A 16,295-nucleotide genomic window follows, 5' to 3' on the forward strand; every position below is an offset into this window, starting at 1 on the left:
TGGGGGATATGGGGACTGATTCAGTTCCCGATGCCCTTGCTATGTTACTTGCTGATCGTTCGAGTGAACTGGGCGAAGCGAAGGAACTATTAAGAAGGAGGGATTGCAAACGTGGATCAATTATCGACATCACAGCTTATGGCCATTATTTTGCCGATCGCACTCGTTCAGCTCATTCTGATGGTAACGGCACTCGTCGCTTGCGTGCGTGCTTCCGATACAAGAGGGCCGAAGTGGATGTGGGTGCTCCTTATTATTTTCGTTAATATTATAGGCCCTGTGCTGTTCTTCCTCATCGGAAGGAAACAGACGTCATGATGGGACTCGTTGAAGTTGAGGGACTTAGCAAGACATTCAGCGGAGCGACATCCGCGCTGCAGGACATTCGTTTCACGCTTGGGGAAGGCCGCTGCACTGCATTGCTCGGTCCTAACGGAGCGGGCAAAACAACGGCGATTCGTATCCTTAGCGGCCTGCTGGAACCATCGTCAGGGAACATCCGGTTCCGCGATCTAAAGCCCGGCGATGACCATCGCGCGCTTATCGGTTACTTGCCGCAAACACCGGCGTTTCACGGCTGGATGACCGGCGCCGAATTTCTTCGTTATGCGGCGGGATTGTGCGGCTTGTCGAAACGAGAAGCAGCTTCCCGCAGCGCGGAATTGCTGGAGAGGGTCGGCATTGCCGATGCAGGCAGGCGGCGAATCGCCGGGTATTCCGGCGGGATGAAGCAGCGTCTCGGCCTGGCGCAGGCGCTTATTCACCGGCCGAAGCTGCTCATTCTGGACGAGCCGGTTTCTGCGCTCGACCCGATTGGACGCCGCGAAGTGATGCAGCTGCTTGGGGAGCTGAAGCACGAGACGACGATATTATTTTCCACGCATGTGCTGCATGACGCCGAGGAGCTGTGCGACGACGTGCTTATTATGAAGAGCGGCCGTATTGTTATCAGCGGGGCGATTGAGGATATACGTGCGGCTAATCGTGAGCCGGTGATGGTAGTTGAGGTCGAGAACACCGGTGAAGCGCGAACCGCATTGTCGCAGTGGGTTTCGCTTGTATCGACGTCGCAGCTGTTTCATTCTGCGGAGCTTCAGCCCGGTGGGAACTCAGCTAAGCTTCGTATCGAGAATAACCGAATCGACGAAGCCAGAAGGATCGTTCTTCAGCAGCTTCTGGATCGCGGAATACCCGTGACCAAGGTGGAATTCGGCTCGACGACACTGGAGGACTTATTTATGAAGGCGGTGCAGCACGTATGAACCGGTGGCTTGTGCTTTTCGGCAAAGAATGGACAGAGCTGATCCGCAGCTACAAGCTGGTTTGGGTGCCGCTTGTCTATATATTATTTGGCGCGATGCAGCCACTCTCCACCTATTTTCTTCCGGATATTCTTGCGCACGCCGGTAATCTCCCGGAAGGAGCGATCATTTCAATTCCGCAGCCTTTAGCCTCCGAAGTAATGGCGCAAACTTTGCAGCAGTTCAACACGATGGGGCTGCTGGTGATTGCCTTATCGGTCATGGGGAGCATTTCCGCGGAACGCACGAATGGCGTGACCGCGATGATTCTAGTAAAGCCGATCTCATATCTCTCGTTCGTCTCGGCCAAATGGGCTGCCATGCTGGTGCTCGTCACGCTCGCATTCGCAGGCGGCTTCGGCGCCGCGTGGTATTATACAGCGGCACTGTTTGAAACCGTAGACTGGCAGAGCAGCCTCTATGCCTATCTGCTGTTCATGCTCTGGCTGAGCTTCGCGGGCTCGCTCACGCTGCTGTTTAGCGCCTTGCTGCGCAGCGGGGCAGCGGCGGCGGCATGCGCGCTCGGCTCAGCGGCCGTGCTCGCGCTGACGGCCTCCGCGTTCCCGCACGCGCTCTCGGCCAGCCCGGGCATGCTGCCGAAGCTTGCCTACGCGCAGTTCGCGGTATTGCCAAGCGGGCAAGGCAGCCCGTGGCCGGCAGTCTGCATCGCGATCGGAATCATGCTTGCCATTATGACTATCGCCGCTTGGTCACTGCGTCGTCGTCCGTCACTGGATACGCTATAAATAATAACCATTCTCATCTATTGGACTTCCTTACTGAATTTTAGTAGGATAGAGTAGAGTCATAGAGTACGGTTATTGGTGACAGGAGTGAGACGCTAATGTATAAGCTTGGCCAACGTATCATTATTATATCGGACTTATTTGAACAGACCCTCCCGGTTGGGGAGTATGGTTATATAATTGCCTATGATCGCAATGCGGATAACGCGTTCGATTATGTGATCCGGGTTCCGAAGGCGAACCGGAATTTCTACGTGCCCGCCGCTGACATCGAGCTGGAGGAAGTGCTGATTAAGCAAGAGGTCGACCGTTTGGAGCGCGAAGCGCTAATCGACTTTGCGCTGGCGACGCACAATGCGGAACTGTTTCACCGCATCATGAACGGCGGGGAAGAACCATTGCAAGAAGAAGATGTCGAGGGCGAACCCCAGACGCGCGAAGAGTTTATTCGCCAAGTCCATCTTAAAGCGTGGATCTAACGCTAGCGTGAACGAAGCCTGTTTATACAGAGAAAGCCTCCATCCGAGTTATCGGATGGAGGCTTTTCATGTTCTTAGAGGGAGCTGCTTAGCAATGGGCAGTCGGCATAGCCGCTTAATGAGCCCAAACATTTTAGTTTAGAGCTGAGAGTTCGATTTCGGAACTCTCAGTTCTATTTTGCTCCTGTTTGGACGTTGAGAGTTTTCAATTTCGAGACTCTCACGAAACAGCGAGAGGGATATTAGCTAGTTTAAACAACTGAGAGTTCGATTTAGGAACTCTCAGTTCTCTTTTGCTCCTGATTCGACGTTGAGAGTTCAAATTTGAGACTCTCACGAAACAGCGAGAGGGATATTAGCTAGTTTAAACAACTGAGAGTTCGATTTCGGAACTCTCAGCCCATCTCTTCCCCACCTCGCGCGCACCTGGGGCTCCGCATCTGACCACTCGTCCTGCCCCCGGCGCCCCGCGCCACCCCAAACAAACAAATGGCACAGGGATACCCCCTGTGCCATTCGTTCAATATCTAAGCGTCCGTATCAGGCGACGCTGCCGCCGATGTACCCGTATCTGCCTTGGTGCCGGCATTTTGCTTCGCAGCATTACGGTCGATTTTGATCGTATGTACTTTCTTGTCCATTTTCCCGTTCACGATCCGTGTGGCGATATCGGCTGCCTTAGCGATCTCTTTATCGGCCTCGGCCTGAGTCAGCTTGCCGGCTTTCACAGCGGCATTCAAATTGTCCACAATAGCCTGCTTCTGCGCATCAATTAACTTCTGAACGTCGATGCCCTTCTCTTTGGCCAAGTCAGCAAGGGACTTGCCTCCGCTCAACGCAGTCTTCAATTCCTCATTACTAAGACCAAGCACCTTGGCGGATGCACTGAAGTCAGCTGCCTCGGCGTGAATGCCTCGCTTGAACTCCATCTTGAAGTTGCCGCCCCGTTCGCCGCCTTTTCCGAATCCGATGTTATCTTTCATATTGGCATCCAGCGATTTATCGAGATTCTCATCGAACGCTTTTTTCTCCTCGGCCTGCTGCTTTTCGAATGCCGCTGTCATCGTCACCTTCAACTGATCCCGCGTGACGCCTTGTTCTTCCGCAATTTGAGCCAATGTTTTACCGGCATCAATCTTCTCCTTCAACGCCTTCATATCCAGCTTGAGCAAATCCAAAACCTCTTGGCTGAAGAATCCGCCGGCACGCACTTTCATCACTTCGCCTTTTCCGCCAAGAGCAAAGGGTCCTTGTCCGATTATTGCCGTAGATGTAGCCGTGGTAGTGGACTTCGTGCTGTCTGCAGTTGTCGATGTGTTTGTTGCGGCATAGGCGCTAAGTGGAATCATAACCGCGATTGCGGCCGTTAATCCGAGAGCTTTCATCGTTTTGTTCATTACTTGTTCCTCCTTGAATATAGGTGTGCTTGGTTACATTCCCCAGTATGGGCAGGCAACCTTAAAGAAAGCTGAAAGTATCGTAAAAGCTCCATTAGCCCCAGATGAAGTTTTCCTTCACATTTAGTTATTGCCCAAATCGCAACGGTGACGTTATCCTATAACAAAAACATCCAATTCTTGGACAAGGTTGGAAGGGGGGCTTGCATGTCTGCTTACTACTATTTTTTCAAAATGAGAATTTTAACGACGATTGCTTACCGGTTCGAAGTGTTCACCGGAATGGCTTCGAATGCGGTCATGCTGCTTGCGTCTGTATTTCTCTGGAAGGCGGCTTACCGGGGAATCGGTTCCGTGCAAGATGTGAGCCAGGATCAAATGATCGTCTATGCCATCTTAGCCGTTGTGATGGGGGCTGTACTATCAGTCAATGTTCAAAATGATATGTACTACCGGGTCCGGGAGGGGCAAATCGCGACCGATTTCATTAAACCCATCCATCTGCTGGGCATGTTCCTGGCAGAGGATCTTGGCACCACGGTCAGCGCGCTCGTCAATCAAGCTATCCCGCTAATTCTGCTGGCTTCCATTCTGTTTACCCCGCCGATGCCTGTCAGCTTAGTTGCATTTCTACTCTTTATACCAAGCCTGATGCTGAGCTTTCTGCTGCTTTGGCTCATGGGAGCTATTATCGGCATGATCTCATTCTGGGTCTTAGAGCTTGGTAACCTCGGCATCGTCAAGGATGCGATCGTGCGAATCCTGTCCGGCAGTCTTATTCCGATTTGGTTCTTCCCCAGCTGGATGGCGACCGTGTCGAGCTATCTTCCTTTCCAGTACATGTACCAAACTCCGCTTTCGATTTATATTGGCAAAATCTCATACGCGCAGGCAGGAACGGCGCTTGTTATTCAAGCGGTTTGGATTGCGGTGCTCGCCTTTATCGCGTACGTCGTGTGGCAGCGTGCCCAGCGTGTCACGCTCATTCAAGGAGGTTAATCCGTCATGGTTACCGCTATTCGTTATCATGCATCCGTCGCTTACTTTTTTGCAAAATTAGCCGTTCAGCGTCAATTGGAATATCCGCTGTTCTTGGTCAGCTGGTTTCTTATGATTCCCCTGCAGTATATCAGCGGAGTATGGGTGCTGAAGCTGATGGTGGAGCAGTTTCAAGCGCTGGCCGGTTGGACCTTCCCGCAGCTTGCTTTTCTATATGGATTAGGTCTGCTGAGCCACGGCTTGTCCGTTATATTCTTCATTCAGACTTGGCATATCGATAACATGGTTATCCGCGGTGATTTCGACCGAATGCTGCTTCGCCCCATGAACGTCTTTTTTCAATTTGTCGTCAACTACGTGAACTTTATCGGCTTCATCGATCTCATTCCCGGCTTTCTCATTTTCTTCTACGGCTGTGCTCAGATCGGTTTTGATTGGCATGTAATCAATGTGCTGAAGCTTCTTGGGGTCGTTATCGGCGGGATGTTCATCCGCGCATCGATCTGTACGATAATGGGCTCGGCAGCATTCTGGACCAAACGCAGCGGCTCGCTCGTTTCACTCACCTTGGCTACGATGGAACGGACGACCATGTACCCGCTCTCCTTATACCCAAGACTGATTCAGCTGGCACTGACCTTCATTCTGCCGATCGGGTTTATCAGCTTCTATCCGGCCTCGGATTTTATCGGTCAAGAGGACGGATTCACATTCCCTGTCGGCCTGGCGATTTGGACGCCTGTTGTCGGGCTTCTTATTTTTGCGCTGTGTCATTTTATTTTCCAAAGTGGACTGAAGAGATATGAAAGCGCAGGCTCATAGCGGGTCGCGGACAGAGAGAGAGGATGCGTGCAGATGATCGAACTGACGAATGTCGTCAAAGAATACACGGTTATTAAGAAGAAGAGCGGTCTTAGCGGCTCCATTCAGAGCTTGTTCCGGCCGGAGAAAACGATTGTGCGCGGTGTGGATGGAATCAGCTTTCGGATCGAGCCGGGTGAGATGGTTGGTTACTTAGGCCCGAACGGAGCGGGCAAATCGACGACCATTAAGATGCTGACCGGCATCCTTCATCCGACCTCAGGCTCGGTGAGAATCGGCGGTATTTCGCCACAGGAAAATCGGAAGTCCGTCGTCAAACAGCTTGGCGTCGTCTTCGGGCAACGCACGCAGCTTTATTGGGATTTGCGGCTTGGCGAAACGTTCGAGCTGCTGAAGCGCATCTACCGAATCGATGACGATACCTTTAAGACGAATTTGGCGATGATGCATGACGTGCTCGGCATCGATCAACTGATCAATACACCCGTACGGCAATTGTCGCTCGGACAGCGAATGAAAGGCGACTTGGCGGCGGCGATGCTGCATTCGCCATCCGTGTTGTTTCTCGATGAGCCCACCATTGGGCTGGACGTCGAAGCTAAGCAGAACATCAGAACGTTTATCAAAGAAATGAATATGAAACGCGGCACGACGATTATTTTGACCACGCATGATCTGGATGATGTGGAACAGCTGTGCAAACGTCTGATTGTGATCAATCACGGTAAAGTGGTCGAAGACGGGCCATTATCGGAGCTGATTCTGCGCATGGCGCCATATCGGCTGCTCGTACTCGATCTGAGCCAGCTTCCGGAGCCATCAGCCCTGCAGCATCCTGGTGCGGAGCTGATCAAACAAGAGGGACTAAAGCTGACCTATCGATTCCACAAAAGCGATATTTCCGCATCCGAGCTGATCAGCGGTTTATCGGCCAAGCTATCGGTTGTCGATCTCAGCGTGAAGGAGCCTGACATCGAGGATATGATTCGGGAAATGTACCGCAGCTCCTCACCTGCTTAAGCGCATTAGCATTCAGCATTCTCATTGAGTTTAAATGCAGGCTTACGTTATAATAGGTAGAATGTGTGCAAAATGGATGGAAAGGACGGGACCATAGACAATGAGCATAACCATCAAAGACGTCGAGCATGTGGCCAATTTGGCCCGACTGGAGCTTTCTGAGCAAGAGAAAGAGCAGTTTACAGGTCAGCTGAACGCGATTCTTAAATATGCCGAGAAGCTGGACGAGCTGCAAACAGACGGCGTGGAACCAACCAGCCATGTGCTGCCGGTTCACAATGTCATGCGTGACGACGTCATTCGCGAGTCGGTTACGAACGAGACTGCACTGCGAAATGCGCCGGATGATGAAGACGGCCAGTTCAAAGTGCCGGCTGTTCTTGAATAATAGTGTGAGGGTTTATACCGAAGGGAGGAACGGCTGTTGGCACTCTTTGACTTACGCCTACAGGAAGTACATAACCAATTAAAGAAGAAAGAGCTGTCGGTAGGCGATTTGGTGGATGCTTCGTATTCGCGAATTGCAGCTACCGATGCTTCCATACAAGCGTTCTTGACGCTGAATGAAGAAGGCGCGCGCGCCGCGGCAGCTGAGCTTGACAATGCTTTGGCCGCTGGCGAAGAGCAAGGATTGCTGTTCGGATTGCCGGCCGGCATCAAGGATAACATCGTGACGGAAGGCTTGCTCACGACTTGTGCGAGCCAATTTCTGCGCAATTACGATCCGATCTATAGCGCTACAGTAATGAAGAAGTTGAATGCAGCTCAATCGGTTACGATCGGTAAGCTGAACATGGACGAGTTCGCAATGGGCGGCTCCAACGAGAATTCGAGCTTCCGCCCAACGCGTAATCCGTGGAATACGGATTATGTACCGGGCGGCTCAAGCGGCGGCTCCGCAGCATCCGTTGCGGCAGGACAAGTCTACTTCGCGCTTGGCTCCGACACCGGCGGTTCGATTCGTCAGCCGGCGGCATACTGCGGTATCGTCGGTTTGAAGCCCACTTACGGCCTCGTTTCGCGTTTTGGTCTGGTGGCGTTCGCTTCCTCGCTCGATCAGATCGGTCCGCTTACGAAGAACGTTGAAGATTCTGCTTACGTACTGCAAGCCATTGCAGGCTACGATGCAGGGGATTCCACTTCGGCTGACGTTGAAATTCCGGACTATGTCGGCGCATTAAACGGCGATGTCAAAGGACTTCGCATCGGTGTACCGAAGGAATACCTTGGTCAAGGTATCGATCCGAAAGTCAAAGAAGCGGTGCTTGCCGCACTGAAACAATTCGAGAGCCTCGGCGCAACATGGGAAGAAGTATCCCTGCCGCATACGGAATACGCGGTGGCGACTTACTATCTGCTCGCTTCATCCGAAGCATCGTCCAACCTCGCTCGTTTTGACGGCGTTCGTTATGGCATTCGTGCCGAGAATCCGGATAATTTGCTTGAGCTTTACCGCAAATCCCGCAGCCAAGGCTTCGGGCCGGAAGTGAAGCGCCGTATTATGCTCGGGACTTATGCACTCAGCTCCGGCTATTATGATGCGTATTATTTGAAGGCTCAGAAAGTACGCACGCTGATCAAACAAGATTTTGACAACGTGTTTCAGAACTTTGACCTCATCATCGGGCCGACTGCGCCTACTCCTGCTTTCCGTATCGGCGAGCAAGTTGGCGACCCGCTTACCATGTACTTGAACGATATTTGCACCATTCCGGTCAGCCTTGCCGGTATCCCGGCAATCAGCGTGCCTTGCGGGTTCGCAGACGGTCTGCCTATTGGCTTGCAAATTATCGGCAAAGCGTTCGATGAGCGCACGGTGCTTCGCGCCGCGCATGCGTTCGAGCAGCATACTGAGCATCATAAACAGCGTCCGCAGCTATAAATCTCGGATGCCAATCAAGCAGGAGGGCTAAACGATGTTTGAACCGAACACTTACGAAACGGTTGTCGGGCTGGAAGTGCATGTTGAGCTCCATACGAAGAGTAAAATCTTCTGCGGCTGCTCCACCTCCTTCGGCGCCCCGCCGAATACCCATACATGTCCGATCTGTCTCGGACACCCAGGCGTGTTGCCGGTATTGAACCGTCAGGCGCTTGAATTCGCGATGAAAGCCGCAATGGCGCTTAACTGCCAAATTGCCGACATCAGCAAATTCGATCGCAAAAACTATTTCTACCCGGACTCTCCGAAAGCGTACCAGATCTCGCAATTTGACAAGCCGGTCGGCGAGCATGGCTGGATCGACATCGAAGTGAACGGCAAGACCAAGCGCATCGGCATTACGCGCCTCCACTTGGAGGAAGATGCGGGCAAACTGACGCATGTCGAGGGCGGCTTTGCATCGCTGGTCGACTTTAACCGTGTCGGTACGCCGCTTGTCGAGATCGTTTCCGAGCCGGATATCCGGACGCCGGAAGAAGCGAAGGCTTACCTGGAGAAGCTCAAAGCCATCATGCTCTACTGTGAAGTATCCGATGTGAAGATGGAGGAAGGCTCGCTGCGCTGCGATGCCAACGTCAGTCTGCGTCCTTACGATCAAGAGCAGTTCGGCACGCGTGCCGAGCTGAAGAACATGAACTCCTTCCGCGGTGTTCAGCGCGGTCTCGAGTATGAGCAAATGCGCCAAGCCGATATTCTCGACAGCGGCGGCAAGGTCGTTCAGGAAACGCGCCGCTGGGATGAAGCGCAAGGCAAAACGTTCTCGATGCGGAGCAAGGAAGAAGCGCATGACTATCGCTACTTCCCGGACCCTGACCTTGTGCAGATCCACATCGATGAAGAGTGGAAGGCACGTGTCCAGGCATCCATTCCGGAACTGCCGGATGCGCGCCAAGCTCGTTATACGGCTGAATTCGGTCTCCCATCCTACGACGCGGGTGTTATCACTTCGTCTAAGAAGCTGGCTGATTTCTTCGAAGAAAGCCTTCAATACACGAAGGATGCGAAAGCCGTATCCAACTGGATCATGGGCGATCTGCTTGGCTACTTGAATGCCGGCGGCTTGGAGCTGGAAGATATCAAGCTGACAGGTCAAGGACTAGGCGAGATGATCGGTCTGATGGAGAAGGGCACGATCAGCAGCAAGATCGCCAAGACCGTCTTTAAAGATATGCTCGAAACAGGCAAACGTCCTCAGCAAATCGTGGAAGAGCAAGGCCTTGTTCAAATTAGCGATGAAGGTGCAATCGCAGAAGTGGTTGACCGCATCGTAAGCGGCAATCCGCAATCCGTCGAAGATTTCAAAGCCGGCAAAGAGAAAGCCATCGGTTTCTTGGTTGGCCAGGTGATGAAAGAAACGAAGGGCAAAGCGAATCCCGCGCTTGTTAACAAGCTGTTGCTTGATCGTTTGAATCAATAACAAGAAGAGGCATGTCCGGCATACCGCGGACATGCCTCTTTTGCTGCGGGAAATTATGATACAATATTTGTAATCCAGAACAGCCGGGAGGTGCCATCCATCTCATGCGTGAATCATCTCGAAGAAGTACACTGCTTGCGTCGCTGCTCGCCTTTCTAATACCTGGCGGCGGACATCTTGCGCTGGGACGGCATTTAACAGGCATGCTGCTGCTGCTTGGCACACTGACCGATATCGCGGCAATGATTCGCTTTGCCGACGAAGGCGGAGGGAAATACGCGCTGCTCATCATCTTTTTAGGCTTGGCGCTGCCGTTCTTTTGGTTCTACAGTGTTTTCGATACGCTCCAGCTGGCGGCCAAACAGCGAGAAGCTGCAATGAATTCATCTGTGGAAGAGTCGCCGCGTTTAGGAATAGGTACGATTGTGCAAGCGATTGCCGTCATTGGACTTGCCTTTCTCTTGCTTGTGTTTGTCCAAGCACCTGTCGTCTTTCAATCGATCGTAGATACGATAGGCACTTATGCACCGGGAATTGGTTTTCTCGTACTGGCGATCGGATTTGCGTCAAGGAGGAATAGTGCGATGTTTAAATTAGGGAGATTCACTGCGGCGGCAGTGATGATCACGGTAGGAGCATTATTGCTCTGGGACCAAGTTCGAGATCGCAACGATATGGAGTTGATCGGGCGATGGTGGCCCGCTGCTTTTGTCCTACTGGGAATTGAAGTCGTTATCATGAGTCTTGTGTATCGCACAGCTTCCAGACGACCGTCCTTTGATCTGGGAGGCACGTTCCTTGCTGCACTTATAGCGGTTACCGCTTTTGGCGTGACACAGTTCGCTTCGATGCCATTTCGCTGGCTGGATGAATTTAAAGTTAATTTGACCGGAACCAGTGCCTATGGGGAAGAGAAGGGATTCCGTTACGCTAAGGAAACCCTGCACGCGCCAATTACGTATGATACAAGAGGTATCGAGATTGTGAATCCCAATGGCAAAGTTACCGTCAAAAAGGGGAACGTGAACGAGCTGACGGTTGAATCCGTGATGTGGGTAGATGCAGCCGAACAAACTGAAGCGGATGATACGGCCAGCAAGTCTGAAATTACGGTCAGCGGCGAGGATGAACTGAAAATCGAGGCAAAAGGTCATCCGTATGGTGCTAATGGCGATCGTGTGCCGCGTATGAATATAGTAGTAACCGTACCCGCTGAGTCTGCGTTTGGGAAGCTCATCCCCGTGGAGCCAACAGATCCCGCTGAATTGACAGGCACCAACGAATCGACAGATGCTTCGCATGTCGACACTTCCGAAGTGACTGACCAAACTCCTGCAGTAGACGAATCTACAGGTGCAGGACAGCCCGAATCGAATGATTCAACCAGTCCGCAGATCACATATCTTCAATCCGAGCTTGCGATTCAAATTGTGAACGGATCTGTTGATGTAACAGGATTATCCTTGCCGGGAGGACTAACCATCAAAGCGACAACCGGTTCGATCGCACTGCACGGACTGACAGGCTCGGTGAAGGCGGAAACGAAGAATGGCAGCATCGATGTTTCAACACTGACAGGCGATGCGAAGCTGAGCACCTACAACGGAGATGTCAAAGCAGGGTATGTGACTGGCGCAATAGAAGCTTCTACACTTAGCGGCAGTATCAACTTGCAGCAAGTTACAGGGGATATCGATACGGATACGAAGAACGGTGAGGTCATCATTAAAGAAGGTGCCGGTGCAATCAAAGCGGATACCCTCAATGGTGATATCCGAATCGCGAGCTCCCAAGTCGGCGGCGACTGGGACATCGACAGCTCCATTGGCGAGATCACGGTATCGCTTCCTCTATATGGCAATTATTCCGTTAACGGTTCGGCTACGTTTGGCGAGGTATCAAGCGATTTACCGCTGACGATCAGTAAGAAAACGATCCGCGGCAGCATCGGAACAGCGAATTACAGGATCAATATAGATGCGAACAGCAGCATTCAGGTAAATCGTTACAAATGATAAAATGATTCCCGCTTTCATTGACAAAACGAAAACGATCCACGTACAATGGTTCTAACAAAAGCAGAAAGGACGTGTTGGGCATGGGTGCGACCGTTGAGCAGGCGCTCGAACAATTAAAAAGTACCGGCGTACGAATGACCCCGCAGCGTCATGCAATCTTAAGCTTTCTCATGCATTCCATGACTCACCCCACTGCTGACGAAATTTATAAATCACTTTCGCCCTCTTTTCCCAGTATGAGCGTGGCGACCATTTATAATAATCTCAGGCTGTTTGTCGATGCGGGCTTGCTTCGCGAATTGACCTACGGCGATGATTCAAGCAGATTTGATGCCGACCTGACCGATCACTATCACGCCATTTGCCGCTCATGCGGCACGATCGTTGATTTTGACTATCCGCCTCTAACGGATGTGGAAGCAGCGGCTTCCAAAGAAACAGGCTTTAAAGTAGAGGGGCATCGGATGGAGATTTATGGATATTGCGCAGATTGCTCCGCGCGGCACACTAATTAACTAACGATGATTGAAAGACAAATAAACGCGCAGGGGTAGAGGAAGCTCACCATCATGCGCGTTTTTTATTTGAAGAGACCACATCAGTGGATTAGCTTAACTTGGAGAGGAGCGCTTCACAAGTGGAAACCGTACGAATGCGGCCAAGACGACAGAGCGGCGGCTGGTTGAAATGGGTAGTGCTAACCAGCGGAATCGTAGCTGCAGCAGCAGGCATGTGGCTCGGATGGCAGCGTCTTGCCCCTAATAATACAGAAGTTAAACCGGAATACGGTGCAGCGCACCCGATACTGTTTCATGGCCAAGTGGCCGAAGGCAACGCACTTGTCAATCAGGATATCATTAGTCTGCCCTTGAGCTTCATACATGATCAATTGGGACTTAAGGAAGAAGTGTATTATGAAGCCAAGACCGGCTCGATCGTTCTAACGAACGCGAATAAAGTGCTGCGGATGAAAACAAACGCCTTAACGGCTACCATCAATAAGAAACCTTATCCGCTGCGCATCGCGGCACAGGTGAAGGACGATGCCGTCTACTTGCCCATCACGCCGCTCGAAGAACTTTATGGCCTTCATGCCGAATATAACGCACAGGACGATATTATCACCATTTTGCGTGCAGGAGATGCGGTTCAACGCGGAGTTGTACATGACGATGCGGTCATTAGACGCGGAGCAACCATTAAGGAACCGATCGTAGATCGCCTCGCGAATACCGATATCGTGCGCATTTGGGGAGAGAAGGACGGATGGTACACGGTTCAGAGTATAGACGGTATTTTGGGCTATGTCCGGAAACAGGATATTGAATTAACGGAAACCGAACAAATCAAACATCAAATTGAACCGGCACCATTCACAGCGTGGAAAGTCGTCGGCAGCAAAATCAATCTAACGTGGGAAGCCGTCTACGAGAAAGCGCCTGACACCGATCAGATCAGCGAAATGCCTGGTGTGAACGTCGTTTCACCGACCTGGTTCGAGCTTCTGGACGGCGAAGGTAATATCAGAAGCAAAGCCGATATGCATTATGTAAAATGGGCTCAGAACAGAGGCATGCAAGTGTGGGCGGTATTCAGCAATGGTTTCGAGCCGGAACGGACGACCGCTGCCTTAGCCAAGGCCGACACTCGCTTGCAGATGATTCATCAGCTTGCTGCATTTGCGCAGATGTACAAGCTGAAAGGGATCAATCTTGATTTTGAAAATGTGAATACGTCAGACAAAGCGAACCTGGTTCAATTTGTTCGGGAACTGACGCCGATCATGCATGAGCAGAATGTCGTCGTTTCGATTGACGTAACGCCTAAGTCGAACAGTGAAATGTGGTCGTTGTTCCTTGATCGCGGGGCACTGGGTAAAGTGGTCGATTATATGATGATCATGGCCTACGATGAGCATTGGGCTTCCAGTCCTACATCAGGCTCGGTTGCGTCATTACCATGGACCGAGCAGTCGCTTTCGAGGATTATCGAAGAAGATGGAGTGCCGGCCAACAAAATCGTATTAGGCATGCCGCTCTATGCCCGGCTATGGACAGAGAAGAAAGACGATTCCGGCAAGGTCAAAGTAAGCTCGAAGGCGCTCGGAATGGAAACCGTAAAGTCGATTATTAATGAACGTAAGCTTAAGCCGACTTTTGACGCTGATTCCGGACAGAATTACGTGGAATACGAGGATGGCGGCGCGCTTCAGCGAATTTGGATCGAGGACGGGGTTTCTATAAAGGCAAGAACCGCATTAGCGAAGAAGTATGGTATTGCGGGCGTCGCAACATGGCAGCGTCAATTCCAATCCGATGATATTTGGGCAATCATTCATCAATCCCTGACTAAGCTTCCCTAATCATAATGCAAAAACGCCCTTCGCCGGCTGAAACCGGTCGAAGGGCATTTCTATTATCGCATATTCTAGGCTTGGGGCTGAGTAATTTCTTCTTTATCTTCCGTATCATCCAAGTCAGTTGCCTGATTAGGATCCAGCGTCAGCTTTGTTTTGCAATACATACAGCGGTCTGTTTTGCCTAGCATCTTCGTGTGTCTACCGCATTCCGGGCAATTCAAGATAACGGCGCTCGTGGACAGCATGCCGGCCCAGAAGTAAACGCCTACGCTTGCCAGCATGGCGATCATGCCGATGACCATAAAGATGCCTGCGAATACTTTACCGGCTTGTCCCCAGAAAACAATCCCGGCAGTACCCAGTATCATAAGACCCATTCCAAACAGTGTGAACATAAGGCCCCAGAGCCGAAATTCATTGATTTTACTCGATTTTCCGAACATATCACAAATCCTTTCTGACATTTACGTACGGTTTTCTAAGACCATAGGCAGGAAAACCTGCGTACATTGTCGAACAAGAGTATAAACAACTGCGAAATCATTATAGCTTAAACAACAGCATGAAGCTATATGGGGGATAGACCGTGGAACATATAAAGGCACATTTTAAAACATTTTTTGAACATAATGAGGCGCTGATCAGTTTAGCAGCCATCGAGAACCCGGTTCCGTATAATCCGATGATCGACGGATTGGATCTGTTGATTCTGGTTGTTTCTACGCAGAACGACCCGAACCGAGGTATCGAGCTTGTACGCATCGGCCAAGATCGGGTGCAAATCCGTACCGTGACACCTGCAATGCTGGAGCAATGGACAGCAGGCGGCGAGAACCGCAGTATCATACAATGGCTTGTTCGGGGGGAGATCCTGGTGGATCGAGACAATTACTTGTTCAACCTCAGGGAAAGCTTGCTTTCTTTCCCGGCATCCTTGCGCGGACAGAAGGAATTGGTGGAGTTCTCCCATTTCATTCGTTCATATCTGCAGGCTAAGCAGGATCTGCAGGACAACAATTTGCTTGATGCTTACTCCAATGTACTAACGGCTCTTCATCATTGGGCGCATATTGCGTTTATTGAAGAAGGCGTGCATCCGGAGCTGACGGTTTGGCGCCAGATGAGGCGGTTCAATCCCGGCATCTATAAACTATATGAAGAGCTTACCATTTCGCCGGAATCGCTCGAGAAGCGGGTACAGCTGGTATTGCTGGCTTGCGAGTTCTCGGTTATGAGCAAAATGAAATCGTCCTGCGGACTGCTGTTCTCCATTCTCGGCAGTCGTGAAGAGCCATGGAGCGTGATGGAGCTGCAAACTCATCCGTACCTGATGGACTTGCATTTGGATTTGTCGCTGCTTCTTCAAAAGTTGGTCATGCGCGGCTATATTCGAGAGGTTGCTTATATGCCGCTGCTGGGGGATACAGAAGCATTGGAACTGCGATATCACAGTGTTTCTTAGATGGATCGATCGCGGGCAATATGCCCGCGATTTTTTTATGAATTAATGCTTGACGTACTGTGCTGGCATATGATAAATTCTTTATTACCGCCTCCGAGGCAAACATGAAACAGCATCATGCTGGCAAGCGAGTAAGAAAAAAGAAATAAAAAAAAGCTTGCATTTGAATGACCGGATGTGATATATTAATCAAGTCGCCGCTGAGACATGGGCGCACAAAACAAGAAGTATTTGTTCCTTGAAAACTGAACAATGAGCGACCAGTCAAATGGTTATAAATCGCGAAACATAACGTTTCGCAAAGCTAGTTTTTTGAATGAGCTACCAAGCGAA

The 16,295-nt window shown here is 51.1% G+C and carries 16 protein-coding genes; 14 read left to right on the forward strand and 2 right to left on the reverse strand.

Annotated elements, in window-relative coordinates:
• The first annotated feature begins 111 nt into the window (after positions 1 to 111).
• The 4 genes from BM412_RS23620 to BM412_RS23635 all read left to right on the forward strand — a co-directional run bounded on the left by BM412_RS23620 (position 112) and on the right by BM412_RS23635 (position 2,526).
• Complete coding sequence (locus tag BM412_RS23620) at positions 112 to 318, forward strand: PLD nuclease N-terminal domain-containing protein (protein ID WP_371264851.1); 207 nt, start codon at positions 112 to 114, stop codon at positions 316 to 318.
• Positions 315 to 1,262 carry an ABC transporter ATP-binding protein gene (locus BM412_RS23625; RefSeq protein ID WP_371264852.1) on the forward strand — a complete coding sequence of 316 codons (948 nt, stop codon included), beginning with the start codon at positions 315 to 317 and terminating at the stop codon, positions 1,260 to 1,262. Before BM412_RS23620 ends, BM412_RS23625 begins: the two co-directional genes overlap by 4 nt.
• Entirely contained in the window at positions 1,259 to 2,047 is a 789-nt protein-coding gene (locus tag BM412_RS23630) for an ABC transporter permease (protein ID WP_091223871.1), read from the forward strand. Before BM412_RS23625 ends, BM412_RS23630 begins: the two co-directional genes overlap by 4 nt.
• A gap of 98 nt (positions 2,048 to 2,145) precedes the next feature.
• Positions 2,146 to 2,526: an ATPase gene (locus BM412_RS23635; protein WP_091223873.1), complete on the forward strand. Its 381-nt coding sequence runs from the start codon at positions 2,146 to 2,148 to the stop codon at positions 2,524 to 2,526.
• A 527-nt stretch (positions 2,527 to 3,053) separates the two neighbouring features.
• Here BM412_RS23635 and BM412_RS23640 read toward each other — a convergent pair.
• Positions 3,054 to 3,923 (reverse strand): hypothetical protein, encoded by an 870-nt coding sequence (locus BM412_RS23640; protein WP_091223876.1) that lies wholly within the window; start codon positions 3,921 to 3,923, stop codon positions 3,054 to 3,056.
• A gap of 234 nt (positions 3,924 to 4,157) precedes the next feature.
• Here BM412_RS23640 and BM412_RS23645 point away from each other — a divergent pair, with 234 nt between their 5' ends.
• From BM412_RS23645 to BM412_RS23685, 9 genes are all read left to right on the forward strand, one after another.
• Positions 4,158 to 4,922, forward strand: coding sequence for an ABC transporter permease (locus BM412_RS23645; RefSeq protein WP_177246049.1), 765 nt, complete (start codon positions 4,158 to 4,160; stop codon positions 4,920 to 4,922).
• A gap of 6 nt (positions 4,923 to 4,928) precedes the next feature.
• Complete coding sequence (locus BM412_RS23650) at positions 4,929 to 5,744, forward strand: ABC transporter permease (RefSeq protein ID WP_091223880.1); 816 nt, start codon at positions 4,929 to 4,931, stop codon at positions 5,742 to 5,744.
• 33 nt (positions 5,745 to 5,777) lie between these two features.
• On the forward strand, positions 5,778 to 6,764 hold the full coding sequence (locus tag BM412_RS23655) for an ABC transporter ATP-binding protein (RefSeq protein WP_218163178.1): 987 nt from the start codon (positions 5,778 to 5,780) through the stop codon (positions 6,762 to 6,764).
• A gap of 100 nt (positions 6,765 to 6,864) precedes the next feature.
• Entirely contained in the window at positions 6,865 to 7,152 is a 288-nt protein-coding gene (gene gatC, locus BM412_RS23660; protein ID WP_091223885.1) for an Asp-tRNA(Asn)/Glu-tRNA(Gln) amidotransferase subunit GatC, read from the forward strand.
• A gap of 36 nt (positions 7,153 to 7,188) precedes the next feature.
• Positions 7,189 to 8,646: an Asp-tRNA(Asn)/Glu-tRNA(Gln) amidotransferase subunit GatA gene (gene gatA / locus BM412_RS23665; RefSeq protein WP_091223887.1), complete on the forward strand. Its 1,458-nt coding sequence runs from the start codon at positions 7,189 to 7,191 to the stop codon at positions 8,644 to 8,646.
• Positions 8,647 to 8,680: 34 nt separating this feature from the next.
• The gene (gatB, locus tag BM412_RS23670; RefSeq protein WP_091223889.1) at positions 8,681 to 10,123 is read left to right on the forward strand and encodes an Asp-tRNA(Asn)/Glu-tRNA(Gln) amidotransferase subunit GatB; all 1,443 of its coding nucleotides are present in this window, start codon (positions 8,681 to 8,683) and stop codon (positions 10,121 to 10,123) included.
• A 104-nt stretch (positions 10,124 to 10,227) separates the two neighbouring features.
• Entirely contained in the window at positions 10,228 to 12,138 is a 1,911-nt protein-coding gene (locus BM412_RS23675) for a DUF4097 family beta strand repeat-containing protein (protein ID WP_091223891.1), read from the forward strand.
• Between the two features lie 83 nt (positions 12,139 to 12,221).
• Complete coding sequence (locus BM412_RS23680) at positions 12,222 to 12,656, forward strand: Fur family transcriptional regulator (protein WP_090983210.1); 435 nt, start codon at positions 12,222 to 12,224, stop codon at positions 12,654 to 12,656.
• Positions 12,657 to 12,778: 122 nt separating this feature from the next.
• Positions 12,779 to 14,503, forward strand: a complete 1,725-nt coding sequence (locus tag BM412_RS23685) for a glycosyl hydrolase family 18 protein (protein WP_091223893.1) — start codon at positions 12,779 to 12,781, stop codon at positions 14,501 to 14,503.
• Positions 14,504 to 14,568: 65 nt separating this feature from the next.
• Here BM412_RS23685 and BM412_RS23690 read toward each other — a convergent pair whose 3' ends face one another.
• Entirely contained in the window at positions 14,569 to 14,943 is a 375-nt protein-coding gene (locus BM412_RS23690) for a YgzB family protein (RefSeq protein WP_091223895.1), read from the reverse strand.
• 143 nt (positions 14,944 to 15,086) lie between these two features.
• On the opposite strand from BM412_RS23690, the gene BM412_RS23695 reads away from it, so the two are divergent.
• Complete coding sequence (locus BM412_RS23695) at positions 15,087 to 15,962, forward strand: nucleotidyltransferase-like protein (RefSeq protein ID WP_091223896.1); 876 nt, start codon at positions 15,087 to 15,089, stop codon at positions 15,960 to 15,962.
• Positions 15,963 to 16,295: the final 333 nt, after the last annotated feature.

Source organism: Paenibacillus sp. BC26 (assembly GCF_900116125.1).
GTDB classification, from domain to species: domain Bacteria; phylum Bacillota; class Bacilli; order Paenibacillales; family Paenibacillaceae; genus Paenibacillus_Z; species Paenibacillus_Z lignilyticus.

Bases quoted from the DNA above. Each gene is read 5' to 3' on its own strand.
- BM412_RS23625 (WP_371264852.1), top strand. From the start codon at position 315: ATGATGGGACTCGTTGAAGTTGAGGGACTTAGCAAGACATTCAGCGGA.
- BM412_RS23630 (WP_091223871.1), top strand. From the start codon at position 1,259: ATGAACCGGTGGCTTGTGCTTTTCGGCAAAGAATGGACAGAGCTGATC.
- BM412_RS23635 (WP_091223873.1), top strand. From the start codon at position 2,146: ATGTATAAGCTTGGCCAACGTATCATTATTATATCGGACTTATTTGAA.
- BM412_RS23640 (WP_091223876.1), bottom strand. From the start codon at position 3,923: ATGAACAAAACGATGAAAGCTCTCGGATTAACGGCCGCAATCGCGGTT.
- BM412_RS23645 (WP_177246049.1), top strand. From the start codon at position 4,158: ATGAGAATTTTAACGACGATTGCTTACCGGTTCGAAGTGTTCACCGGA.
- BM412_RS23650 (WP_091223880.1), top strand. From the start codon at position 4,929: ATGGTTACCGCTATTCGTTATCATGCATCCGTCGCTTACTTTTTTGCA.
- BM412_RS23655 (WP_218163178.1), top strand. From the start codon at position 5,778: ATGATCGAACTGACGAATGTCGTCAAAGAATACACGGTTATTAAGAAG.
- gatC (WP_091223885.1), top strand. From the start codon at position 6,865: ATGAGCATAACCATCAAAGACGTCGAGCATGTGGCCAATTTGGCCCGA.
- gatB (WP_091223889.1), top strand. From the start codon at position 8,681: ATGTTTGAACCGAACACTTACGAAACGGTTGTCGGGCTGGAAGTGCAT.
- BM412_RS23675 (WP_091223891.1), top strand. From the start codon at position 10,228: ATGCGTGAATCATCTCGAAGAAGTACACTGCTTGCGTCGCTGCTCGCC.
- BM412_RS23680 (WP_090983210.1), top strand. From the start codon at position 12,222: ATGGGTGCGACCGTTGAGCAGGCGCTCGAACAATTAAAAAGTACCGGC.
- BM412_RS23690 (WP_091223895.1), bottom strand. From the start codon at position 14,943: ATGTTCGGAAAATCGAGTAAAATCAATGAATTTCGGCTCTGGGGCCTT.